Genomic DNA, 22302 nt, shown 5'->3' on the forward strand with positions numbered 1-22302 from the left:
GTCCAAGTCGTGAGAGTGCCGGACGTTTGGCACTATGAACTGCTGTGAGCACCCCCGCGGATTCGTCCTCTGTAAGCCGGCCAGAAGCCCCGTGGTGGAACGAGGCGGTCTTCTATCAGATCTATCCGCGTTCCTTTGCCGATTCGGGCAGCGACGGTATCGGCGACCTCGGCGGAGTCGAGGAGAAACTCGGCTACCTCGAACTGCTCGGCATCGACGCGATCTGGTTGAGCCCGGTGATGAAGTCACCGATGGCAGACCACGGCTACGACGTCTCGGATCCTCGCGACATCGATCCCCTGTTCGGTGATCTGGCGACGATGGATTCGCTGATCACGTCAGCCCACGAACGCGGAATCAAGGTCACCATGGACCTGGTCCCGAACCACACGAGTGATCAGCACGAGTGGTTCAAGGCTGCCCTGGCGTCGGCGCCCGGTTCTGCGGAGCGATCCCGCTACATCTTCCGAGACGGCAAAGGTGAGAACGGCAACGAACCACCGAACAACTGGCCGAGCATCTTCGGCGGCCCGGCGTGGACCCGCGTCACCGAAGCCGACGGAACACCCGGCCAGTGGTACCTGCACATCTTCGCCAAGGAACAGCCAGACCTGAACTGGGACAACCCCGAGGTCTTCGACGACCTCGCCAAGACTCTGCGCTTCTGGCTCGAGCGCGGAATCGACGGATTCCGCATCGACGTGGCCCACGGAATGGCCAAGCCCGACGGTTTGCCGGACCACGACTGGGAGCTCAACGAGCTCATGCGCAATTCCGACGACGACCCACGGTTCAACAACCCGGCAGTTCACGAAATCCACCGCGGCATCCGCAAGGTCATGGACGAGTTCCCGGAGGCGATGACCGTCGGTGAGATCTGGGTGAAGGACAACCAGAAGTTCGGCGAATACATCCGGCCGGACGAGCTGCATCTCGGATTCAACTTCCGGCTTGCAGAAACCGAATTCTCGGCCGAGTCCGTCCGAGAGGCCGTGGAGAACTCCCTCGCGGCCGTCGCAGAGGTCGGGGGTGTGCCCACGTGGACACTGTCGAATCACGACGTCGAACGTGAAGTCACGCGCTACGGCGGGGGCGAGATCGGAACGCAACGCGCACGGGCGATGATTCTCGTCGAGTTGGCGCTGCCGGGCGCGAGCTTCATCTACAACGGCGCAGAACTCGGCCTGCCGAACGTCGAGCTTCCCGACGACGCACTACAGGACCCGGTCTGGGAACGATCCGGACATGCGGAGCGAGGACGCGACGGCTGCCGAGTGCCCCTTCCGTGGGAAGGGAGCGAACCCCCGTTCGGATTCACCACCGGTGCGAGCACCTGGTTGCCGATGCCGGCCGAGTGGTCGACGCTCACCGTGGAGGCTCAGATCGAGGACGTGGACTCGATGCTTTCGCTCTATCGCGCCGCCCTCGAACTTCGTAGCGCCAGGCCTGAGTTTTCCGGCACCGACATCGATTGGTACGGCAGTCCCCCCGGCTGCCTCGCTTTCCGTCGACGCGGTGGCCTGATCTGTGCTCTCAACACCACGGAGGTGCCGATCGCATTGCCGAGCGGGCAGCTGCTGTTGAGCAGCGCACCACTCGTCGACGGTCAGTTGCCCGTCAACGCTGCGGCGTGGCTGATCTGACCGAACACTCTCGCACGTCGTCAGGCGGCGGCCCCATCGCACTGGTGGTGGCCGCCGCCTGAACTCCTACCGTGCAACCATCAGCGGTATCGAACCACCGCGGTGGCGGTAGATCGAACCGAACCGTGCATCCAGGCGCACCCACGATCTACCCGCCCGTACCCGAACCAGTTCCGACGCGTCGATCTGCTCGAGATCGATGTCGGCGGTCATCGCTTCGGATCCAGCGTGCGGAACGAATCCCATTGCGGTCAAGGCGAAAATAACTCGCATCGAGATCCCGACCGTGCCTGATGGACCACTGACCTCGAGCACGTCCTGATCGAGCAACGACGCCGGCGGACCGTGACTACTGCCGTGCTCCAGCGCCAAGGCGTTGCCCCGCTGCGCCAGTTCGATCAGCACCCGGGCGGGTACGTCGTCCAGGTGCTCGAAGCCGTCCATCGGCGGCAACGCCCCGCGCCACGCCGAATCCATGGCAAACCCCGGATCGATCAGCTCACCCGTTGCCTGTTCCACCGCCGTGAGCAACTGATCGCCGGCAGCCGAGGTGTCGTCAGGGTTGATGGTGCCCGCCACGGTTCGCGTAGCGAGAGCGTCGAAACCCGTTGACGCCCAGACGCTCAGGTGCGCATCGCCGCGTCGACGCATTCGGATGACCGCGGACTCGTCCAAACGCAAGGCGTGACCGATGAAGCCGGCCAAGTTCTTTCGCTCGGCCTCCTCGGGCACGGTCAGTACACGTTCATGCACGTTGCCAGCTCTCCAGGTACTCGCGCTCGGGCCCGCTGAGGCGACGCAGACGTTGAGTGTCGATATCGAAGGCCGCGATCTGAGTCGATGCCACGATGGACGGCGGGACACTGAGATCCGCACCGCGGGGGCGAACCTCGTACGCGATCGTGAAGTCCACCGCGCGAACCTTTTCCACCCACATGAAGACGTCGAGCGGTGAATCGTCGTGCCGCAGTTGCCCGCGGTACCTCACATGGAGATCGGCAATCACAGCCCCGTCACGCAGGGTGACCGTTGGACGCGAGTCTTCGAACAACCAAGGAATCCGCGCCTCTTCGAGCAACGTCACCATCCGTGCGTGGTTGATGTGCTGGAAGGCATCCATGTCGGACCACCGAACCACAACTTCGGCGTGGAATCCTTCGCTCAACGTCCTACCTCCGATCGGGTGCCCATGCTGCGCACCATGCTGCGAACCTGACGCGCCGCCACCGAGAGCGTCGCGAGGTCAAGCGTCCCAGACTCGAAGATCTCGACGAGAGCTGCCCTCGCTCGGCTCAGCCGCGAGGCGTTGGTCGATTCCCATTCGTCGATCTTCTCCTGTGGTGACTCCCCCGGCTCGCCGCCGGCCAGAACCTCCATCGTCAGCTGCCGAAGCGAACTGTAGAGGTCGTCTCGCAACGCGAGCCGCGCCAGCGAGTGCCAGCGATCGCCGCGCTCGAGTCCCGAAACGGCGCTCAGCAACCAGTCGATTCCGAGATGCGCATCCAAGGCGTAATACAACTCCGCGACTTCGGTGATGTCGTGATCTGCGATGTCGGCGATATCCGCGATGTCCAGTAAGCAGTAGACGTCGAGCAGTCGGAACACGTCCAGTGCCAACGCTTCCGGAGCCCCACGATCGATCACGGATTGGGCCCGCACCAGCAGATCGTCGAGCTGATGGCCGGCGAGCAGCCCGGGAACCAGAGGCGCCGTCGCCCGATACGCCGCCGAATAGCGCGCTACCTCGGCGCCGACGGCGATCGGCTGGGGTCGATTGGCCAGGAACCAGCGCGACGCGCGGTCGAGCAGGCGGCAGGACTCCACGATCAGTTCATTTTCGATCTCTGCGCTGACGCCGGCCGAACGGATTCGCGACCACACCTCGTCGAGCGCAAAGACCTCTCGCACAGCGGCGTAGGCACGGATCGAGTCGGTACTGCTCGCTCCGGTCTCCTCGGCCAAGCGGTAGGCGTACGTGATTCCGCCGTTGTCGATCACTTCGTTCACGAGCATCGTCGCGACGATCTGCCGCCGCAATGGGTGTGCTTTGATCTCCGTGTCGAACCGATCACGAACAGCGGTCGGGAAGTACTGCGGGATCTGCTGGGCGAAGAAATCGTTGTCCGGCAACTCGGTTGCGAGCAGATCGTCCTTGAGTGAAAGCTTGACGTGCGCCGTCAGCGTCGCCAATTCCGGCGATGTCAGACCCACACCGACCTCGAGTCGACGCTCGATCTCCTTGTCGGTCGGCAACGCCTCCAGCTTGCGGTCCAGGCCACGTGCCCTGGTCAGATCCGTCAGCTGACGGCGGTGAACACCGAGCATCTGCGGTGCGGTCACGCGGGAGATTCCGAGCAGCGCGTTCTGGGCGATGTTGTCCGCCAACACCAGCGCAGCCACGTCGTCGGTCATCGACGCCAGCAACGGATTCCGTTCCTGCGTCGGCAGCAACTGCGAGCGCACGAGTGAATCGAGAAGAATCTTGATGTTCACTTCGTGATCGGAGCAGTCGACGCCTGCCGAGTTGTCGATCGCGTCGGTGTTGATGTGACCACCGTTGGCGCTGAACTCGATTCGTCCCAGAGCAGTCACGCCGAGGTTGCCGCCCTCACCGATCACCTTGACTCGTAGGTCTTGACCGTCGACACGCACGGCGTCGTTGCTCTTGTCTCCGACCTGCGCGTTGGTCTCGGTCGACGCCTTGACATATGTACCGATTCCGCCGTTCCACAGCAGATCCACCGGTGCCGACAGAATCGCCTGCATCAATTCCGGCGGCGAGAGCTTCGTGACGCCCTCGGCCAAACCCAGTGCGATCCGGATGCTTTCGGCGATCGGAACCGACTTGACCGTGCGGTCCCAGACGCCGCCACCTTCGCTGATCAGGCTCTTGTCGTAGTCGGCCCACGACGACCGTGGCAACTCGAACAGTCGTTGACGCTCCACGAACGAACTCGCTGCATCCGGGTTCGGATCGAGGAAGATGTGTCGATGGTCGAATGCGCCGACCAATCGGATGTGCCGACTGAGGAGCATTCCGTTGCCGAACACGTCTCCGCTCATGTCTCCGACGCCTACCGTCGTGAAATCCTCGGTCTGCGTGTCGACACCAAGTTCGCGGAAGTGCCGCTTGACGCTTTCCCAGGCACCCCGGGCGGTGATACCCATGCCCTTGTGGTCGTATCCCACGGAACCACCGGAGGCAAACGCGTCGCCGAGCCAGAAATCGTACTTGGCGGCAACCGAATTCGCGAGATCGGAGAACGTCGCCGTGCCCTTGTCCGCGGCAACCACCAGATAGCGATCCTGATCGTCCTTGCGTACCACTCGATCCGGCGTCACAACTTCTCCGGTGGCAGCGTGCACATTGTCGGTGATGTCGAGCAATCCGGAGATGAACGTGGTGTAGCAGGCCTTACCCGTTTCCAGCGTCGCCGTTCGATCAGCGACGGGATCACCCGTCGGCAGAGGCGGATTCTTCACGACGAAGCCACCTTTGGCCCCCACCGGGACGATCACCGCGTTCTTGACGGCCTGAGCCTTCACCAAGCCGAGCACCTCGGTGCGGAAATCCTCGCGCCGGTCGGACCAGCGGAGCCCACCGCGCGCGACCGCACCGAATCGCAGGTGGACACCTTCGACCTCGGGTGAGTACACGTAGATCTCGAAAGCCGGCCGCGGCTTTGGCAACTCGCTGATCCGTGACGGATCGAGCTTGACCGACAGGTAGTCGCGAGAGCGGTCATCGGCGTCGACGACGTAGAAATTGGTGCGCAAGGTCGCCTTCACCAAGGAGAACATTCCGCGCAGGATGCGATCGGCATCCAAGCTGAGTACCTCGTCGATGGACGCACGCAACTGCTCGTCCAATTCGGCGACGCGGATGTCGTCCTGCTTCTCGGGGTCGAACATCGCCTCGAACAACTGCACCAATGCAAACGCGGTCTGCGGGTGCGTGAGCGCGATTCCTTCGATGTGGAACTGACTGTACGGAAATGTGGCCTGGCGCAGATACTTTGCGTAAGCACGCAGCACGACGGCCTGCCGCCAGGACATTCCGGCCCGCAGCACCAACTCGTTGAATCGGTCAGCTTCTGCCCGGCCGAACCAGACTGCACCGAATGCAGCAGTGAATCGCTTCTGAACCTCGGTCAGCGGGGCGGTACTGGTCTCGAGTGGCACCTGCGCATCGAGATCGACCTCCACCGACGCCCGAAGATCGGCCGGCACCGACAGTCCGAAATCGTAGATCCAGCACTGAACGCCGTCGAGGCGCTGCACGACGTGCGGCCGCTCGTCGAGAACTTCGACGCCGAGTGACTGCAGCACCGGCAGCACCTGACTCAACGAGATACCGTCGCCGCCGACGAAGAGCGTGAAGCGCCAGGCACCGGGCGCGGAGTCCACAGCGCGATAGAGCAGAACGTCGATCGCACCCGGTGCCAACGCCTCGAGCCTGGCGATGTCGGCGAGCGCACGCGAAGGTTCGAAGTCTTCTTTGTATCCGTCCGGCAGCACCCGCGAATACCGCTGCACCAGTTCCGGATCCACACCCGGGCTTTCGCGAACAAGATCGGTGATGCGGTCGTCCCAGCTACGACTGGCTTCGGTCAGCAGTGCCTGAACGCGCTCGCGATTGGCCTCGGAAACATCCAGACGAACCGGTTCGCTGTCCGGATCGCGCCGGATGGTCACGTGCAGCAACGCGAGGTCGTTCTCGGTGACTCTGGCGGTGTAATCGACTGTGCCCGGACCGAACTCACGCCAGAGTAGATGCTGCATCGCGAGTCGAACTCGCGTCGTGTACCGGTCGCGAGGCAGATACACCAGGCAGGACACGAAGCGGCCGAACGTGTCCTCACGGACGAAGAGTCGCACCTGTCGGCGAAGCCCGATGCTGTGCACGGCGTGCACGGTCTCGAACAGGGTCTCGGCATCGCTCGAGAACAACTCGGTACGCGGGAACGACTGGATGACCTCGAGCATCGCCTGACCGGAGTACGAATGCAGGTCGACACCGGCACGCGCGATGACTTCGCGTACGCGGCGCTCGATCAGAGGAATCGCGAGGACGTTCTCGTGGAGAGCGACCACGGTGAACACACCCAGGAATCTGTGCTCCCCCACGATGTTTCCCTCGTCGTCGAGGATCGACACACCCACGAAGTACGGGTAGACAGCGCGGTGCACCGTGGCGGGGAACGATCCCTGCGTCAGGACCAGAAGGGGTCGATCCGGGAGGTCCGCAACGGGAGGCAAGCTCATCGGGCCCTCGGTGACCGCGTCGGAACGCAGCACGCCGAGTCCACTGCCGGCGACCGTGCGTGAGCCGTCCTTCGTGCCCTCGAATCGCCGGTATCCGAGTACGGCGTAGTTTCCGTCCGCCATCCACCGCAGCAGTCGAGCGGTGTCGGAGAATTCTTCGGGGGTGATCCTCCCGGAGGCAGTTTCTGCGGCACTCGCCAACTCGTCGGCAATGCGCAGTTGCAGTGCCTTCATGTCCGGGGTGTCACCAACCACCTGACGGACGTCCGCGAGCACTTTGCCGAGGTGGGCCTCGATCGCGTCGAGAGCGGAATCCTCGACTTCGGAGTCCAATTGGACATGCATCCAGGATTCTTGGATACCCCTGTCGCCCAAGGACATCAGATTGCCGGAGTCGTCGCGTTCAACCGTCAGAATCGGATGGGCGAATTGACTGATTCCCACACCCTGTCGGTTGAGCATCGCGGTAACGGACTCGACGAGCAACGACATGTCGTCGGTGACGATCTGGACGGCAGCGCCGAGACCCTCGGATCCTGACGGGCGGTACACACGCCATTCGGCCGTGCCCGGCGTCCGCCGCCTCCCGAGCGCAAGATGCGCGAGCAGAACTCGATCCGACCGACCGTTGATGACGTCGTCGCTGTCACCCTCGTCGATGTGCGTGAAAAAGGCCTCGCGAAGACGCGTCAACAACGTCGCTTCGTCGAGGCCTGTGCCCTGCTGCCGTACACGGTCTGTCATTCCTGGCTCACATCCTTGTGGGTTCTGATCGCCGCGACCAATCTCTGACTCGAGACTAGCCGCGGCAACCAGTACCTAGGGTGAACTGAGAAACGAAATCTACGATGTCGTCATCTGAACAAGCGATGCTTCGAGCACCGCGCGTTCGCTGTCCGCCAGCGGTCTGGACTTTTCGGACACCGTGTCGAATCCGACCATCAACGCGTCACCGAATGCGCATTCGACACCCGCGTTGTCACGGATGACGTGCCGAACCGTGAACGAGGAAGTCCCGACGTGAGTCGTGAAGATCTCCACGTTCAACGGACCGGACCGGTCGGTGACCGGCTTGAGGAACTCGACGGTCATCTTTCGAACCACGAGGTACCCCGGCCGGCCGCCGAGCGGCGCCAGTTTCGCTTCCAGGAACTGGATGCGAGCTTCCTGCATGTACTCGACGTAACGCGTGTTGTTGACATGACCCAACCGGTCGGAATCGCCCCACCGGACCTGGATCTGCGCTGTGTATACGTCGGACACCGGATCAGTCCCTGGTGAGCTTGCGGTGCGTCACACGGTGCGGGCGCGCGGCGTCGGGGCCGAGTCGCTCGACCTTGTTCGCCTCGTAGCCCTCGAAGTTGCCTTCGTACCAGTACCAAGCAGCCTCGTTGTCACCGAAGCCACCTTCCCACGCGAGGATGTGAGTACACGTGCGGTCCAGGAACCAGCGATCGTGCGAGATCACGACGGCGCAACCGGGGAACTCTTCAAGAGCGTTCTCCAGCGAGCCGAGGGTTTCGACGTCGAGGTCGTTGGTCGGCTCATCGAGCAGGATCAGGTTGCCGCCCTGCTTGAGCGTCATCGCCAGGTTCAGGCGGTTGCGCTCACCACCGGAGAGAACGCCGGCCGGCTTCTGCTGATCGTGGCCCTTGAAACCGAACGAGCTGATGTACGCACGCGACGGGAACTCGGTCTGGCCGACGACGATGAAATCGAGCCCGTCGGACACTGTCTCCCAGACCGTCTTCTTGGGGTCGATGCCGGAACGGTTCTGGTCGACGTAGCTCAGCTTGACCGTCTGACCTATCTTGACCTCACCGGCGTCAGGCTCCTCGAGACCCACGATGGTCTTGAACAGCGTCGTCTTACCGACACCGTTGGGGCCGATGACGCCGACAATTCCGTTGCGCGGCAACGTGAACGAGAGATCCTTGATCAACACGCGGCCGTCGAAGCCCTTGTCGAGGTTCGAGACCTCCACGACCACGTCACCCAGGCGCGGCGGTGCCGGGATCTGGATCTCGTCGAAGTCGAGCTTGCGGGTCTTCTCGGCCTCGTTCGCCATTTCCTCGTAGCGATCGAGACGAGCCTTGTTCTTGGCCTGGCGAGCCTTGGCGCCGGAACGTACCCAGGCGAGCTCGTCCTTGAGGCGCTTCTGCAGCTTCTGATCTTTCTTGCCGGCAACCTCGAGGCGTGCAGCCTTCTGCTCCAGGTAGGTGGAGTAGTTGCCCTCGTACGGGTACAGGCGTCCGCGGTCGACTTCACAGATCCACTGCGCGACGTGATCGAGGAAGTAACGATCGTGGGTCACGGCGAGGATTGCGCCGGGGTAAGCAGCGAGGTGCTGCTCGAGCCACAGGACAGATTCGGCGTCGAGGTGGTTGGTGGGCTCGTCGAGGAGCAGGAGGTCGGGCTTGCTCAGCAGCAGCTTGCAGAGCGCAACGCGTCGCTTCTCACCACCGGAGAGGTGGGTGACCATCTCTTCCGGCGGGGGGCAGCGCAGGGCGTCCATAGCCTGCTCGAGCTGCGAGTCGATCTCCCACGCGTCAGCGTGGTCGAGCTTCTCCTGCAGTTCGCCCATCTCTTCCATGAGCTCGTCGGAGTAATCCGTGGCCATCAGCTCGGCGATCTCGTTGTACCGCTTGAGCTGGACCATCGTCTCTCCGAGGCCGTCCTCGACGTTCTCGCGAACTGTCTTGGTCTCGTCGAGCTCCGGCTCCTGCATGAGGATGCCGACGGTCGCGCCCGGAGCCAGGAACGCCTCGCCGTTGCCCGGCTGGTCCAGTCCGGCCATGATCTTGAGGATGCTGGATTTACCAGCGCCGTTCGGTCCGACGACACCGATCTTCGCGCCGGGGTAAAAGCTCATCGTGACGTCATCGAGGATGACCTTGTCACCGTGCGCCTTGCGCACCTTCTTCATCGTGTAAATGAACTCAGCCATGACCGCCAGCCTATCGGTGTTTGTCCTATAACCCACATTGCGCGTTGGCCGTCACTCCACTGCGGGTTCTGCGGACAGTCCGAGGTCACCGACCAGATTCACCGACATGCTTCTCGACCCCCACGAAAACCGCGATGGGGACACCTCCGGGTGTCCCCAGGACGGCTCAGATCATTGCCCGGTGGATGCCCTTCGGTTCGCCACCGAGCTGCGAGAGCGTCGACGCGTGGAAGATGGAACCAGGCACGTGGATCGCATGCGCCAAACCAGCATGCGCATCACGCCAGAACCGCTGCATCGGCGTGTTCAACTGCAAAGCGCCACCACCGGAACGAGCAAAGATCTCGTCCACCGCCCGCACCGCCCGCCACGCCGCAGCAGTCTGCGTACGCCGACCGACCGCACGCAGCTCGAACGAAACTTCCTGCCCCTTCTCCGTCATGTCCCAGAAACGATCCACCGTCTCCAAAATCGCAGCCCGAGAAGCAGCGATCTCGGCCGCAGCCTCACCGATCGCGAACAGCACGTACGGATCTTCCTTGATCGGAACACCACTGACCGTCACACGCTCACGCTGCGCAGCCATGTTGCACGCCAACGCACCCTCCGCGATACCGATCAACGACGAGGTGATTCCCAGCGGGAAAATGCACGAGAACGGGAACTTGTACAGCGTCTCCGTACGGCCCGCTTCCTTCCACGCCGTCCCGTCGAACACCTTTCCGGCGTCGATCGTGCGGTAGGTGGGCAGGAATGCGTCCTTGACGATCAGGTCCTTCGACCCGGTTCCGCGCAGGCCCACGACATTCCAGCTGTCCTGGTCGATGTCGTAATCGGAGCGCGGCAGCAGTACGTGCAGAATCTTCGGCGGCATCAACGGTTTACCGGATTCGTCACCGACCATCGCGCCGATCATGATCCAGTCACAGTGATCGGTACCCGAGGAGAACGACCAGCGGCCGTTGAGGATGTACCCACCCTCGACCGGCCTCGCAACGCCCATCGGCGCATACGGCGACGCCATCCACGTATCAGGATCGGTTCCCCACACCTCTTCCTGAGCCTTGCGGTCGAAGAACGCAAGCTCCCACGGATGCACACCGACAATGCCGCTGACCCAACCCGTGGCACCGTCCATCGCGCCGATAGCCATTGCCGTCTCGGCGAATTCACGCGGATGCGCCTCGAGGCCTCCGAATTCCTTCGGCTGCAACATCCGGATGACGCCGGAGTCGCGCAGTCGCTTCGCGCTGCCGTCCGTCAAGCGCATCAGCTTGTCGCCCTCGACTCCGTCGGCGCGGATCTCGTCGGCGAACTGTGAAATGTTGTCCAGAACCTGACCCATGATCTTCCCGCCTCCACTGATAGTCGCCCAACTACCATTAAAGTAGAACACGTTCTAGAAACCTGCGGAAGTGAATGGCCGATATTTCTTGCACTCAGACGGTCTGCAGTTCCGACGGGAGTTCGACTGCGTCACTACCCGAAGCCGCAAGCAGCTGTGCGTACCGCCCACCTTGTTGCACAAGTTCGTCGTGGGTGCCCTTTTCCACAACCACGCCCCGGTCGAGCACCGCAATGAGGTCTGCGTCTCGAACCGTGGAAAGCCTGTGCGCTACAACAAGAGTGGTGCGCCCGACCATCAGCTCGTCGAGCGCGTCCTGCAACGCACGTTCGGTGCGATTGTCCAAGGCGCTCGTCGCCTCGTCGAGGACGAGGATCGGCGGATTCCGCAGGACTGTGCGCGCGATCGCGATGCGCTGCTTCTCACCGCCGGAGAATCGGTAGCCGCGCTCGCCGACCATGGTGTCGTACCCGTCGTCGAGACCGGAAATGAACTCGTGGATCTGCGCAATGCGCGCCGCCTGCTCGATCTCGGCGTCCGTGGCGTCGGGTTTCGCGAACCGAAGGTTCTCACGAATCGTCGTGTGGAAGAGATACGTCTCCTGTGAGACCACACCCACCAGATCGGAGACCGTCGCCAGATCGAGGTCCCGCAGGTCGACGTCGTCGATTCTCACCGATCCCGCAGTCGGGTCGTACAGACGTGCGGCCAAGTATCCCAGAGTGGTCTTGCCTGAACCGGTGGAGCCGACCAGCGCCAAGGTTCCGCCGGCTGGGACCGTGAGGTCGATGTTGTCGAGAGTCTTGCTGTCGGTTCCTGGATACGAGAAGTCGACGTGGTCGAACCGAAGTTCGCCGGACATCGTGGTGCGATCGAAACTCTTCGACTCTTCCGGATCGGCAATGTCGATCGGCAGATCCAGGTACTCGAACACGCGACTGAACAGTGCCATCGAACTCTGCACCTCGACGCCCGTGTTGAGCAGCATCATGGTGGGTCGGAACAATTGTGTTTGCAGTGTGGTGAATGCGACGAGAGTACCGACGGTGATGGTGTTTCCGTGATCGAGAGTGAAACCGGCAAACCAGTAGACCAGTGCGGGCATGGCCGCGAAAGTGATCGACATGGTCGCCATGCGCCACTTCCCGGCCATCATGGCCCGGAGTTCGACGTCCGCGACTTCCGCTGAACGCTCGGTGAATCGATCCGTCAGAGCCGACTTCGCGCCGGTCGTCTTTCCGAGAAGAATGCCACTGACGGAGAGAGATTCCTCCACCTGGACCGACAGATCACTGAGCAACTTCTGCCGCTTGCCCGAGATCTTGCGGCGCTCGTCACCGATCTTGCGTGCGATTCGGATGAACACCGGCAAGATCGCCAGCGAGAAGATGGCGAGTCGCCAATCCAGAAGGAACAGAGCAACAATGGTGGCCGCCACGGTCGTTGCATTCTGCGCGATGGACGTTGCCGTGTTGGTGACCACCGACTGCATACCGCCGATGTCATTGGCAATGCGCGACTGAACTTCTCCGGTTCGGGTTCGAGCGAAGAATCCGAGCGACTGATTCTGCAGGTGCGAGTAGACCCGCACGCGCAGTTGGTGCATCAGCTTTTGGCCGATGCTGTTGGACATCCAGGTCTGCGCCACGCCGAGACAACTCGTGATCACGGCGATGGCGATCATGCCGATGGCCAGAACGCTGACGAGTCCGAGGTTCTTGTCCGGGATCGCCTTGTCGAGCATTTCGCGCAGGAGCAGCGGACTGCCCAACGCGACGATCGCGCTGAGGGTGATGACCGCAGTGACGATGGCGATCTGAGTTCGATACGGCGCGAACAGTCCGAGTACGCGCTTTGCCGGTACGGATTCCGCCGGAGTGATCTCGACAGCGGATCGTTCGATGTTTCGCATGTTATCTGGTTTCACGTTTACCTCCTGGAGGCTTTCTCACCCTAGTTTCATATTGATGAGGTTACCTCACTATGAGGCTGACACCAACAACGCTAGACTGACGCCATGCATTCCCGAGAGCGCGAACTCACCGATGTCGTGATATCCGTGGCACGGCTCATCCGCCGACGCCAGGTGGCAGCGCTGGAACCATTCGGCCTCTCGCCGTCGCAAAGCCGAGCACTGCGAGTGCTGACCCGAGTAGGCGAACCGGTTCGACTCGGGTTTCTTGCCGAGCGATTGCGCATCGTTCCGCGGTCGGCAACCGACGTCGTGGATTCCCTCGAAGATGCCGGATGGGTACGCCGCACTCCCGATCCGAACGATCGCCGCGCTGTATTACTCGAGCTCACCGACGCCGGCGCTGCGCTGGCCGCCGACGTCGCGAAAGCTCAAAGACGCGAATCCTCGGATGTGTTCGACGACCTCGACGAGTCGGAGCGAGCAACTCTCACCGAACTTCTCGAGCGAGTGGACGCGGGGCACGACTCTCGGCCCCGCGACTGCCCGACACCCTCGATCTGAGTTCTCACGCGGCGACGGTGTCGACTGCGTCCTCGACATTCTCCGCCGACGTGGGCTTGCTCTGACGCTCGATCTTCGAGATGCAACGAGCAAGGTCCGCGCCAACTGCCGTTGCCCGCAACTCGAGATCGGAACGAGGCACACCCTCCTTGGTCGTGTACTCGTTGGTGCGCAACTCCCCCGCCACCATGACCGGATCACCCTTCATGATGGATGCGCCGACGCCGGTGACCAACCGCCGCCAGCAACTGACCGTGAGATACAGGGTCGCACCGTCAGTCCACTCTCCGGTCACCGCGTCTTTGCGACGAGTATTGCTCGCCATCCGAAAGCTCAGCACCTCTTCACCATTGGTGGTCTGCCGCTTCACCGGATTGGTGATGACGGTTCCGACAACGGTTGCATGCGTTTCGTACATGTCCGATCCCCCTTCGAACTTCAGATCCCGCCAACTGCCGCGGGGCCGATCATTGCGTCGGCAGTTTCGATTGTGGAACGGCAAACGCCTGGCTCGGGATTTCGATTTCCACCTGTGCATCGGCGGGACCGCTGTGGAGAAACAGCACTGCCCGAGCCAAACGGCCCGGGCAGTGTCGGTGCTAAGTGCTAGTGGAGGACTCGTCGGATTTCTTCTCGCTGGGCGCCCCATCGGCAGTGTCCTCGTCGGCAGTCTCCGTGTCAGCCGCCTCTCGGGGTTTCCACCCCTCGCGGTCCCGCCTGGCCAATTCGGCGAACATCGCGTTGTGTGCGGCGAGGTCGGCGTCGTGGTCACGTTCAGCCGCACGGTCGGTTCGGCGCGCCGTTCTGCCGTCACTGCGCGACCACTGAACCAGAAGCGCAAGCATGACCACCATGAGCGGGATCTCGCCGGTCGCCCAGGCGATGCTGCCCCCCAACTGCTGATCGCCGATCAGATCGTTGTTCCAGCCAAGGCCGAGCGAACGGAAGTAGGCGCCACCCATGACGGCGGTGGTGCTCATCAAGGCCACACCGAAGAACGCGTGGAACGGAAGCGAACCGAAGACCATTGCCAGCTTGGTCACCGGCTGCAATTGACGTGGTGACGGGTCGATTCCGATCGCCACCCAGTAGAAGAGATAGCCGCTCAGGATGAAGTGCAGATTCATCAGCAAGTGCGCGCTGTGCGAGTCGACCGTCGCGCCGTAGATTCCGCCGAGATAGAGCGCGTAGAAGCCGCCGACAAAGAGAACGGCCGCCACGATCGGGTGGGTGATGAAACGCGAGAACGGGCTGTGCAGGGCGGTCAGAATCCACTCGCGGATGCCTGGCACGCCGTCCTTGCCTGCCGGATCGAGGGCCCGCAGAGCCAAAGTGATCGGCGCACCCAGAACCAGCAGGACTGGGCCCAACATCGACAGCGCCATGTGCGCACCCATGTGAACGCTGAAGACTGCCGGCGCGTACTTGCCTACACCAGACGACGTGGCGATCAAGAGCACCGCACAACCGCTCATCCAGGCGATGGTTCGGCCGACGGGCCAGGAATCGCCACGCTTGGCCAGTTTGCGCAGGCCGATTCCGTACAGAATCGCCGCAGCGATTGCGGCAGTGCCGAACATGAGGTCGAATCGCCAGTCCGTCACGAAGGCCATGAACGACGGCGGGTCCGGGAGGTTGTAACCGAGTTCGACCTCGGGGATCGAGGGAATCGACAGCGGCGGGGGCGGTGGGGTTCGACCGAGGCCGATCGCGAGACCGATGGTCGCCGCCATCACGATGCCTTCAGCGCCGGCAAAACGAATCAGCGCGGAGCGACTCTTGGGGTTCTCCGCCAACGCCGGCAACGCCCGACTCCGCTGAGCCCAACCGAAGAACCCGAGGATGATCAGTGCAACTGTTTTGGCGACGATCAATCGTCCGTAGGTCGTGGTGAACACGTCGTCGAGAGGTAGACGGACAATCGCATTGATGACACCGCTGAATCCCATGACGACGAAGCAGATGGATGCGACCGTCGAAAAGCGTCGGGCCGCTACGTCGGTGTAATCGCCGCCGCGCCGCGCGTGGGCCAGTAGCGCGAACAAGCCGCCGGCCCAGAGCGAAGCTGCCACAAGGTGCAGGATCAGGCTGTTGGTAGCGATGTCATGCGAGCCGCCCGAAGACGAGTGACCGGTGAGAGCGAGCGGCATCAGTCCGAGGAGACCGACCAGCAGCAGGAGCGGAGTCCACCACCAGCGCAGTGTCAACCGGGCCAGGATCGCCAGAACAACCGCGATGATGGCCGTCCAGCGCCAGGCGCCGGCGATCTCCACCTGGTCGAGTCCCGACCAGAGGTTTGCCGGTTTGATCGCTTCGGCAAACGGCTGACCCGAGGTGTCGGAGAGCGTCAGAGGCACCATCATGAACGAACAGATCGCCCACACGATCGCGGCATGCGATGCGGTTCGGACTGCTCGATAGCCGTCGACGTCGAGGACGCCCGACTTCTGAGGTGGCACGAAGAAAGCGGCCAACAGCAGTGACCCGATCGCGATGACCGCGGCGATCTCCCCCAGTGCGCGCATCGCGGGCAGGCCGTACGTAGTGATCGGACCTGGATCAGGGATGCCCAGAAGAGTCAGTGCCTGCGACGCGGAGAATCCCACCACGACGGCTGCGGTGAGCCCTGCGATGAGTCCACTGACCACGAATATGGCGGTCGAAGAAGCGGGTGCACCGCTGTGCGGAGTGGACTCCGGTGAGGAATCTGTCGGCGCGAGGTCGGGTGTAGCCATACCTCAAGGGTAGGACCTTCGCGAACCGACTACGACAACGCGTCGGAGTTGGGCGGCACGCGTCACATCCCGAACCCTCGAGTATGATGTTCCACGCGCCTCCGTAGCTCAGGGGATAGAGCAAGAGCCTTCTAATCTCTTGGTCGCAGGTTCGAATCCTGCCGGGGGCACTTTTCGTACCGTTTACGCAGGACTCAATACCTTCTAGGCCAGCATGTACGCAGATACGACCAATGCAATAATCCTGCGTTATCCCGCGCAATCCCGACCAAAGTGTTGAGTAAGTGTTGAGCGGTTCGCAGGTGAGCATGTACGTCTCTCGACGCAAGCTAGGCGCCGAATTCCGACTCATCGTCGACAATCTTGCCGAACAACGGCAGGGGTCAAGGGATGGAATGAGAACCCGAAGCCGTTCATCTGGACCAAGTAAGCCGAGAAGATCCGACCCCCGAGGAAGGGTTAGTCGCGCGAGTCAGTCGTCGACGTTCTCCTCCAACAGCGTGCGGAAACTGGCCGCCAGTCGGACAACTGTGTTCCCGTTGTCATGGTCGACCAAGCACACGCTTCCGTCCGCAGCGATCCAGATCGGATTCCCCGACCCGTCGTCAGCGAACACCACCCCGTCGATGAGGGCACCGTATGCGTCACGCGCCTCAATGGTCAGCTCGATGCATGTCTCACGACCGATAAGCTCGGCGTTGTCCCATGCGTGCACTGACACGCCCACGAAGCATCCACCCCAACGTCCCACGAACTCGGTGAAGTCTTTGTCCGGGACGATGTCGAGCGCATGCAATCGCGCGTGAAGCTCGTCTGCCGGAATCGGACGGCCGGGACCGTAGAAGTCCACGGTCCGCTCGATCCGAGCGACCAACCCGTTTCCGAGAGCCATATCGGAAACTTACTACCGGCGCGGGACACTAGCTTCGAACTCGGACGCCGGTGCGTCGGGCGCAAGAGTGTCGCACCCGCATGGGTCGCCGAACAGGAAGCCGCTGGAGCCGAAGACTACTACCAACTGAGGCAGATCAAATGTCAGTTACGACCGGTCCGTCTGGTTCTATTCCGGCATGAAAATGCCGTTCGCCGCAGTCGCGGCTATCGGAGCGGCGCTACTCATCAGCGGATGCAGTAGCGAGCCCGCGGGTCCCACCGCCGAGGAAGTGAGGGCAACTCAGTGTGCGGGTTTCGCCGAACTGACGCCCGGATATCTGGAGACTCAAGCGGACCAAAAGACTATTAGCGACAAGGGTTCAAGCTTGGAAGAGCGAACTGACGCATCGATGCGAATCATGAAACGCACGACCGATGACGGTCGCCGTACTCACACGTACGATTGCGATGCACGATCAGATAAAGAACTTTTCGCGGAATACATCTCGAAATAACGGACGCCCTCGTCGGATTCATCGTGGCATTCTTGCTGATTGTCTTCATTACGAACTACTGGCAGACATTGCTGTGGATCCTGCTTTGGGTTCTAATCGCGGCGTTCGTTATCCCGATGATGCACGAAGGCTTCAAGTTCATTCGCGAGTACCGCGCCGACATGCGCAAGGTGAAGACCGACTACTACAAAGGCCTCGACGAGCGCACGAATCTGCAGCATCAGCAGTACTTAGCCGGCCGCGACGAAGGCGTCTACGGGGACTGTCCGCCAGCGAAACTTGACTAGAGCGCGTCTCCCTTATCTCGGGTGAGGCTGGCGGCATTCTTGTGCTGCATACGGCACACGCGTGATCAAGCTGCTGCCAACGCCGAATGAGAGTAAGCCCTGAAAAAGAACGAGAACGAGAACGAGAGAATAGACCTCATGACTGAGCAGACCCTCGCGGCGCGGCTAATGACCCGTGCCGATTGGCCGTGGATCCAGCGCTGGTACGAGGATGAGACGCTAGACCGTGAGCTGGGTCCGCTTGACGACGAGTGGCTCGAGTATGTCCTCGCCACCCACTCGGGTGTGCAGCTTGTGGTGCTCGACGGTGTCGATCCGGTCGCGCTCGTCGGCTGCGCTTGGGACCCAAACGGACACGAGCATGGCATCACTGATCTCGCGATCGATCCGCGCCGGCGCAGGAACGGGCTCGGCCGGGCAACGATCGACTGCGTCCGTTCGTGGCCCGAGCACCCGCCGACGACAGGGTGGGTTGCGTTCGTTGACCAGAGGAACGAGCCCGCTTACCGCTTCTTCAGCGAGCTCGGTTGGGCGCATCGAGGGCTCGACGCGGATGGGATGCACCAATTCGCAACCGGCGCAACGAAAGCTCCGACGAGCGGGCGCTGAGGGGAGGTCGTGGCTCGGTTGGGTAGTGGCACGTTCGCGTGACGGCGTTGCGGTGGTGCTCGGCGCACAGGCTTGCGTGCACTTGTTTCCGGAGTACCGCTAATGCGTTCGAAGTCTTGGCCGCGAAAGGAAACGCGCCAGCCTGGCACCGCAGAGAAGACCGCCATCACTGTCGCACCGATGACCGTACCGACCGCAAATGCTGAGGACAGCAGGCCCGCAGTGCCAACCGAGACCCCAGCTCGGTCGCGATCGCGGGTGGCACGAGTCCTTCCAGGTCGGCGACGAGACCCTTGCCGGGGGATGTTCCAACGCCGGTCACATACACAGTGAGTACGTCACCGTCCGATCGTGGTCGATGTGCCGGACACTGCGGTGCCGTTCTTGCGGGGTTCGACGACGAGGTAGCTCGTTCTCACTTACTGAGAAATCACGAGTGCCGATTCACCGATGCTGCGATCGTAAATCGCGCGGAAAACCGAAATGCGTTACTTGCCAGCATTTTTCCCTGGACGACTTTGGGCAATCGTTTCCCATCCTCAACATTCACAAACCGGACAGTCTGTGCTATTTTTTACAGACCTTCACCCCCGTTTTACCCTCCGAGAGGTTCATCACGCATGTCTCAAGCCACCCGCCGCGCCGGAATCGTTGCCGCACTTGTCGGCTCCGCCGCATTGATTGCACCGGCTTTCGCGGGCGCAGCGCCCACTGGTTCACTCGGTTCCGCAGAGCCGGAAGCGGGCTTCACCTGCTCCACAACGTCTACCGAAACCACCGCGAACGGCTGGGGAATCCCGTTCACCGACGAGAAGAATCAGACGGCTTCGTATGCGGCAGACAGTGTCTTCGACAAGGACGGCTCACTCAAACTCGAAGTCACCGACGTCAAGGACCGCTCCGTGTCGTACCACGCGGCTGGAAGCATCAAGCTCGCCGACGCGGCTGCCAAGGAAATCGGGTTTTCCGAGCGTGCCGTAACCACCAGCGCTGCGTTCCAGCTGCGTTTGACCGGCACCACGAACCCGGACGACAACGGTTTCACCACCCTGGTGTGGGTGCCGAGCCAGAACGGCGCACCCGTGACGGACGCTGCGGTCAAGCACGAGAACATCCAGGACGGACTCTGGTGGAGCACCCGCACCATCGGCGGTGCAGTCAAGGGCGAGCCCACCTCACTCGATGCCATAGTGGCAGCCAACCCCGGCGCAAAGGTCGAGCACTACGGTGTGAGCGTCGGCACCGGCTCGGAAGCCTCGAGCGTCTTCGTCGACGCTGTGAAGTTCAACGGCTGCACCACCAACTTCGCCAAGAAGGATCCGAAGCCTGAGACAGGCACCGGTTCACTCGGTTCACTCGGCGACGTCTTCGGCAGCTAGCAGCAACAGTCCTTCTGCAGATGACGAAAGCCCCCAACCTCCTTGCGAAGTTGGGGGCTTTGTCGTGAGTTTCTACCAGCCGAACGCGGGGAATTGGATGGATCCGAATCCCCCGCCCGGCTTCGCAGGCGCCTGCGGGAGAGTGAACGGAAGCTCAACCAAGTTGTGAGTCTTGTTGTATCCGGCCGGGGTGGGTCCGTCACTGACGTAGTAGATTCCGGCGACATAGTTGCCATCCGGAAGTCCTGCGATGGTATCCGTAATCTTCGAACTATCTTCGGAAGCCGGGTTGGGCGACTTCCACACGGGATCGGCCTCCAGATTCGGGTATCTGTGCAGACCGATCCCATTCGGATCGGAACCTAGCCCCCAAATTTCGTGCCGTCCGCAGTAATCTGCCACACATGAAGAAGGCACTTCCGAAGACGCTGAAGTCACTCGCCCGAACTGTTGGAATCCTGGCACTCGCGATCGTCGTGGTATCCGTGGTCGAGCGCTTCACCGGCGCACACCAACCGACGACCGGTCCCGCGTCGTTGACCGGGCCGGACCAATCGTTGTAGCCCTTCCCTTGCGACGAAGGCCGTCTCACGAAGTTCTACGACGAGAGCCGGTAGGCAATTGCCCGCCAACGCCGGCTGAGCCGCATGCACCGCGCTAAACAGAGCGGCCGCGAGTGTCACAGAACCTCTGGGCTCTGGAGCCCAGAGGTGTAAAAGCCGCCGGGGCAGTCGAACCTTGCGGGCAGCCGTGGGTGTAGCACCATTGACACAAGCTGCGTCAGAATGGTTGCGCGAGAACTCGATTCGAAGGTCCGATTTCGCGAAGTGTCCAGAGAGCTGCGAAAAGCACTTGCTGTGGGACCTCGCGGCTACTCGGTGCGGTTGCTCGGATGTGGCGACTGCGCACCGATCGAACCGGCCGCATCCGCCGTCAGCGACTACGCAACGACCGTCACCATTTGACTCCGGGCATCGAAAGCGCTTGAAAAGTAAGCCATTTCATCGTGCCGAGGTGCGCGAGAACGACCTGAACTTGCGAGGTCTCGAGATCTTTGAAGAAGCCTCCGGCATGGCATCTTCCGAGATCCACACACATCCCAGGTAGTGCATCATCCGTGCGCACACGAGCGACGCCAAAAGTCGCTGCGGCGCGTGATCAGCTGGACTGACGTAACCGTACCGAAGGCTTTCTACGAAAAGCTGGGCGATTCTTTGTCTCGAAATGCCATGTCGGCCGCCGAAGCATTATCGACGGTTAACTCGGGCCGGAATCCAATCTGCTAAGAAAAACGAATCTAATGTGACCCCTATCTCTGGATCCTTTCAGAACAGGGGTTTCTATGACCCGCGACTGAATTCACCCCCTAATTCACCCTCCTCCTATACGCAGAAAAATGATTTGCCTTTTTGTCGAGCGTGTGTGCACAGATAGTTCGCTCCACACCTTGTCGTTCCGACAGCAAATAAGGGGCGGTGAACTGCATAAAGGCTCATTCGGTACAGCAGCGCCGACTCGGCTCGGCCGCTCACCGATTGTCGGCAAGGTCCAAGACAGGCATGCAACTGATGGTCGAGATCGAATTGTGATGAACCAGCCAGTTAACTTGACAGAAATCAACGGAAGATGCATATAGCCAGGTAAGAGGAGTTTTTCTTACATGGACGGACGTCCATGGCGTGTCCAGCTATGCGATTTGCTCGTGTTAGATTCCTGATTGCGCATCGCCCGGTTTGCGCCTTCTGCGTTGTTTGCGCGGAATTTGCATCTTCTCGCGAACGGCCCCGCGCAAATTTCTTCACGTTGTGCCAGAGAAAGGAATTTCATGAAAACCGTCACGGCAGCGAAGCACGCAGCACGAAGACTCCCCCTCGGAGCCATCGCACTGTTGCTATTGCTATCCGGGATGGTGCTCATGCCCGAACTGCAATGAATCGCGCAGGAAAGATCCTCGGCCGCGGCCTTTAGTACCTCGTAGGTCGTCGCGTTAGGTAACACCGGCGGTCGAGTTTTCTTGGAATTTCCTGGCTACCCAGAGCCGGCCGTCAGTCTGCGCCGGCGTCAGCCGGGTCCGATTACCAACTGTTCGGCTCCGCAATAGGTCGCCTGAGAATCACCAACGCTCGCATCCAGGCTCCAGAGCTGCTCAAAGGTCCCATTTCGCTATTCGACGGCCCCGGAAACGGGGCCTGAATCATGTGTTTCTGAACGAAAGGTGTTCGTCATGC

At 61.7% G+C, this 22302-nt stretch carries 17 protein-coding genes, 1 tRNA gene and 1 pseudogene; 7 read left to right on the forward strand and 12 right to left on the reverse strand.

Annotation, left to right across the window (positions count from 1 at the left end; all coding sequences use genetic code 11):
* The first annotated feature begins 44 nt into the window (after positions 1-44).
* Positions 45-1643 (forward strand): glycoside hydrolase family 13 protein, encoded by a 1599-nt coding sequence (locus ABWI03_RS25645; protein WP_200313280.1) that lies wholly within the window; start codon positions 45-47, stop codon positions 1641-1643.
* Between the two features lie 66 nt (positions 1644-1709).
* On the opposite strand, the gene ABWI03_RS25650 is transcribed toward ABWI03_RS25645, so the two are convergent.
* The 7 genes from ABWI03_RS25650 to ABWI03_RS25680 all read right to left on the reverse strand — a co-directional run bounded on the left by ABWI03_RS25650 (position 1710) and on the right by ABWI03_RS25680 (position 13112).
* Positions 1710-2396, reverse strand: coding sequence for a DUF8010 domain-containing protein (locus tag ABWI03_RS25650; RefSeq protein WP_298781287.1), 687 nt, complete (start codon positions 2394-2396; stop codon positions 1710-1712).
* A complete protein-coding gene (locus tag ABWI03_RS25655) occupies positions 2389-2808 on the reverse strand; it encodes an acyl-CoA thioesterase (RefSeq protein WP_003944573.1) in 420 nt (139 codons plus the stop codon). The genes ABWI03_RS25650 and ABWI03_RS25655 overlap by 8 nt, the downstream gene beginning before the upstream one ends.
* On the reverse strand, positions 2805-7652 hold the full coding sequence (locus ABWI03_RS25660) for an NAD-glutamate dehydrogenase (RefSeq protein ID WP_298781291.1): 4848 nt from the start codon (positions 7650-7652) through the stop codon (positions 2805-2807). The genes ABWI03_RS25655 and ABWI03_RS25660 overlap by 4 nt, the downstream gene beginning before the upstream one ends.
* A 99-nt stretch (positions 7653-7751) precedes the next feature.
* The gene (locus ABWI03_RS25665; RefSeq protein WP_003944475.1) at positions 7752-8171 is read right to left on the reverse strand and encodes an acyl-CoA thioesterase; all 420 of its coding nucleotides are present in this window, start codon (positions 8169-8171) and stop codon (positions 7752-7754) included.
* A gap of 4 nt (positions 8172-8175) precedes the next feature.
* Positions 8176-9855: an energy-dependent translational throttle protein EttA gene (gene ettA, locus ABWI03_RS25670; protein ID WP_007730925.1), complete on the reverse strand. Its 1680-nt coding sequence runs from the start codon at positions 9853-9855 to the stop codon at positions 8176-8178.
* A gap of 166 nt (positions 9856-10021) precedes the next feature.
* On the reverse strand, positions 10022-11200 hold the full coding sequence (locus ABWI03_RS25675; RefSeq protein WP_353798991.1) for an acyl-CoA dehydrogenase family protein: 1179 nt from the start codon (positions 11198-11200) through the stop codon (positions 10022-10024).
* A gap of 94 nt (positions 11201-11294) precedes the next feature.
* The gene (locus ABWI03_RS25680) at positions 11295-13112 is read right to left on the reverse strand and encodes an ABC transporter ATP-binding protein (RefSeq protein WP_296555681.1); all 1818 of its coding nucleotides are present in this window, start codon (positions 13110-13112) and stop codon (positions 11295-11297) included.
* 105 nt (positions 13113-13217) lie between these two features.
* Here ABWI03_RS25680 and ABWI03_RS25685 point away from each other — a divergent pair, with 105 nt between their 5' ends.
* On the forward strand, positions 13218-13676 hold the full coding sequence (locus tag ABWI03_RS25685) for a MarR family winged helix-turn-helix transcriptional regulator (protein ID WP_298781298.1): 459 nt from the start codon (positions 13218-13220) through the stop codon (positions 13674-13676).
* 4 nt (positions 13677-13680) lie between these two features.
* Here the strand turns inward: ABWI03_RS25685 and ssb are convergent, their stop codons facing one another.
* Both ssb and ABWI03_RS25695 read right to left on the reverse strand, forming a co-directional pair.
* Positions 13681-14094 (reverse strand): single-stranded DNA-binding protein, encoded by a 414-nt coding sequence (gene ssb, locus ABWI03_RS25690; RefSeq protein WP_007733347.1) that lies wholly within the window; start codon positions 14092-14094, stop codon positions 13681-13683.
* A gap of 181 nt (positions 14095-14275) precedes the next feature.
* Positions 14276-16411, reverse strand: coding sequence for a bifunctional copper resistance protein CopD/cytochrome c oxidase assembly protein (locus tag ABWI03_RS25695; protein ID WP_296555659.1), 2136 nt, complete (start codon positions 16409-16411; stop codon positions 14276-14278).
* Positions 16412-16508: 97 nt separating this feature from the next.
* On the opposite strand from ABWI03_RS25695, the gene ABWI03_RS25700 reads away from it, so the two are divergent.
* Positions 16509-16581 (forward strand) — tRNA-Arg (locus ABWI03_RS25700).
* Positions 16582-16883: 302 nt separating this feature from the next.
* Here the strand turns inward: ABWI03_RS25700 and ABWI03_RS25705 are convergent.
* Entirely contained in the window at positions 16884-17303 is a 420-nt protein-coding gene (locus ABWI03_RS25705; RefSeq protein WP_124570064.1) for an SMI1/KNR4 family protein, read from the reverse strand.
* 519 nt (positions 17304-17822) lie between these two features.
* Between ABWI03_RS25705 and ABWI03_RS25710 the strand changes: the two genes are divergently transcribed.
* Positions 17823-18086: a hypothetical protein gene (locus tag ABWI03_RS25710; protein WP_298781303.1), complete on the forward strand. Its 264-nt coding sequence runs from the start codon at positions 17823-17825 to the stop codon at positions 18084-18086.
* Positions 18087-18224: 138 nt separating this feature from the next.
* On the forward strand, positions 18225-18695 hold the full coding sequence (locus tag ABWI03_RS25715; RefSeq protein ID WP_234036629.1) for a GNAT family N-acetyltransferase: 471 nt from the start codon (positions 18225-18227) through the stop codon (positions 18693-18695).
* 152 nt (positions 18696-18847) lie between these two features.
* Here ABWI03_RS25715 and ABWI03_RS25720 read toward each other — a convergent pair.
* Positions 18848-18972: pseudogene (locus tag ABWI03_RS25720) on the reverse strand (chloramphenicol efflux MFS transporter); the annotation flags it as partial.
* A 343-nt stretch (positions 18973-19315) separates the two neighbouring features.
* On the opposite strand from ABWI03_RS25720, the gene ABWI03_RS25725 reads away from it, so the two are divergent.
* A complete protein-coding gene (locus tag ABWI03_RS25725; protein ID WP_298781307.1) occupies positions 19316-20074 on the forward strand; it encodes a hypothetical protein in 759 nt (252 codons plus the stop codon).
* Between the two features lie 72 nt (positions 20075-20146).
* Here ABWI03_RS25725 and ABWI03_RS25730 read toward each other — a convergent pair whose 3' ends face one another.
* Complete coding sequence (locus tag ABWI03_RS25730; RefSeq protein WP_353798992.1) at positions 20147-20380, reverse strand: hypothetical protein; 234 nt, start codon at positions 20378-20380, stop codon at positions 20147-20149.
* Between the two features lie 98 nt (positions 20381-20478).
* On the opposite strand from ABWI03_RS25730, the gene ABWI03_RS25735 reads away from it, so the two are divergent.
* The gene (locus tag ABWI03_RS25735; RefSeq protein ID WP_003945304.1) at positions 20479-20637 is read left to right on the forward strand and encodes a hypothetical protein; all 159 of its coding nucleotides are present in this window, start codon (positions 20479-20481) and stop codon (positions 20635-20637) included.
* Positions 20638-22302: the final 1665 nt, after the last annotated feature.

Source organism: Rhodococcus baikonurensis, assembly GCF_040489275.1.
GTDB classification, from domain to species: Bacteria; Actinomycetota; Actinomycetes; order Mycobacteriales; family Mycobacteriaceae; genus Rhodococcus_F; species Rhodococcus_F baikonurensis.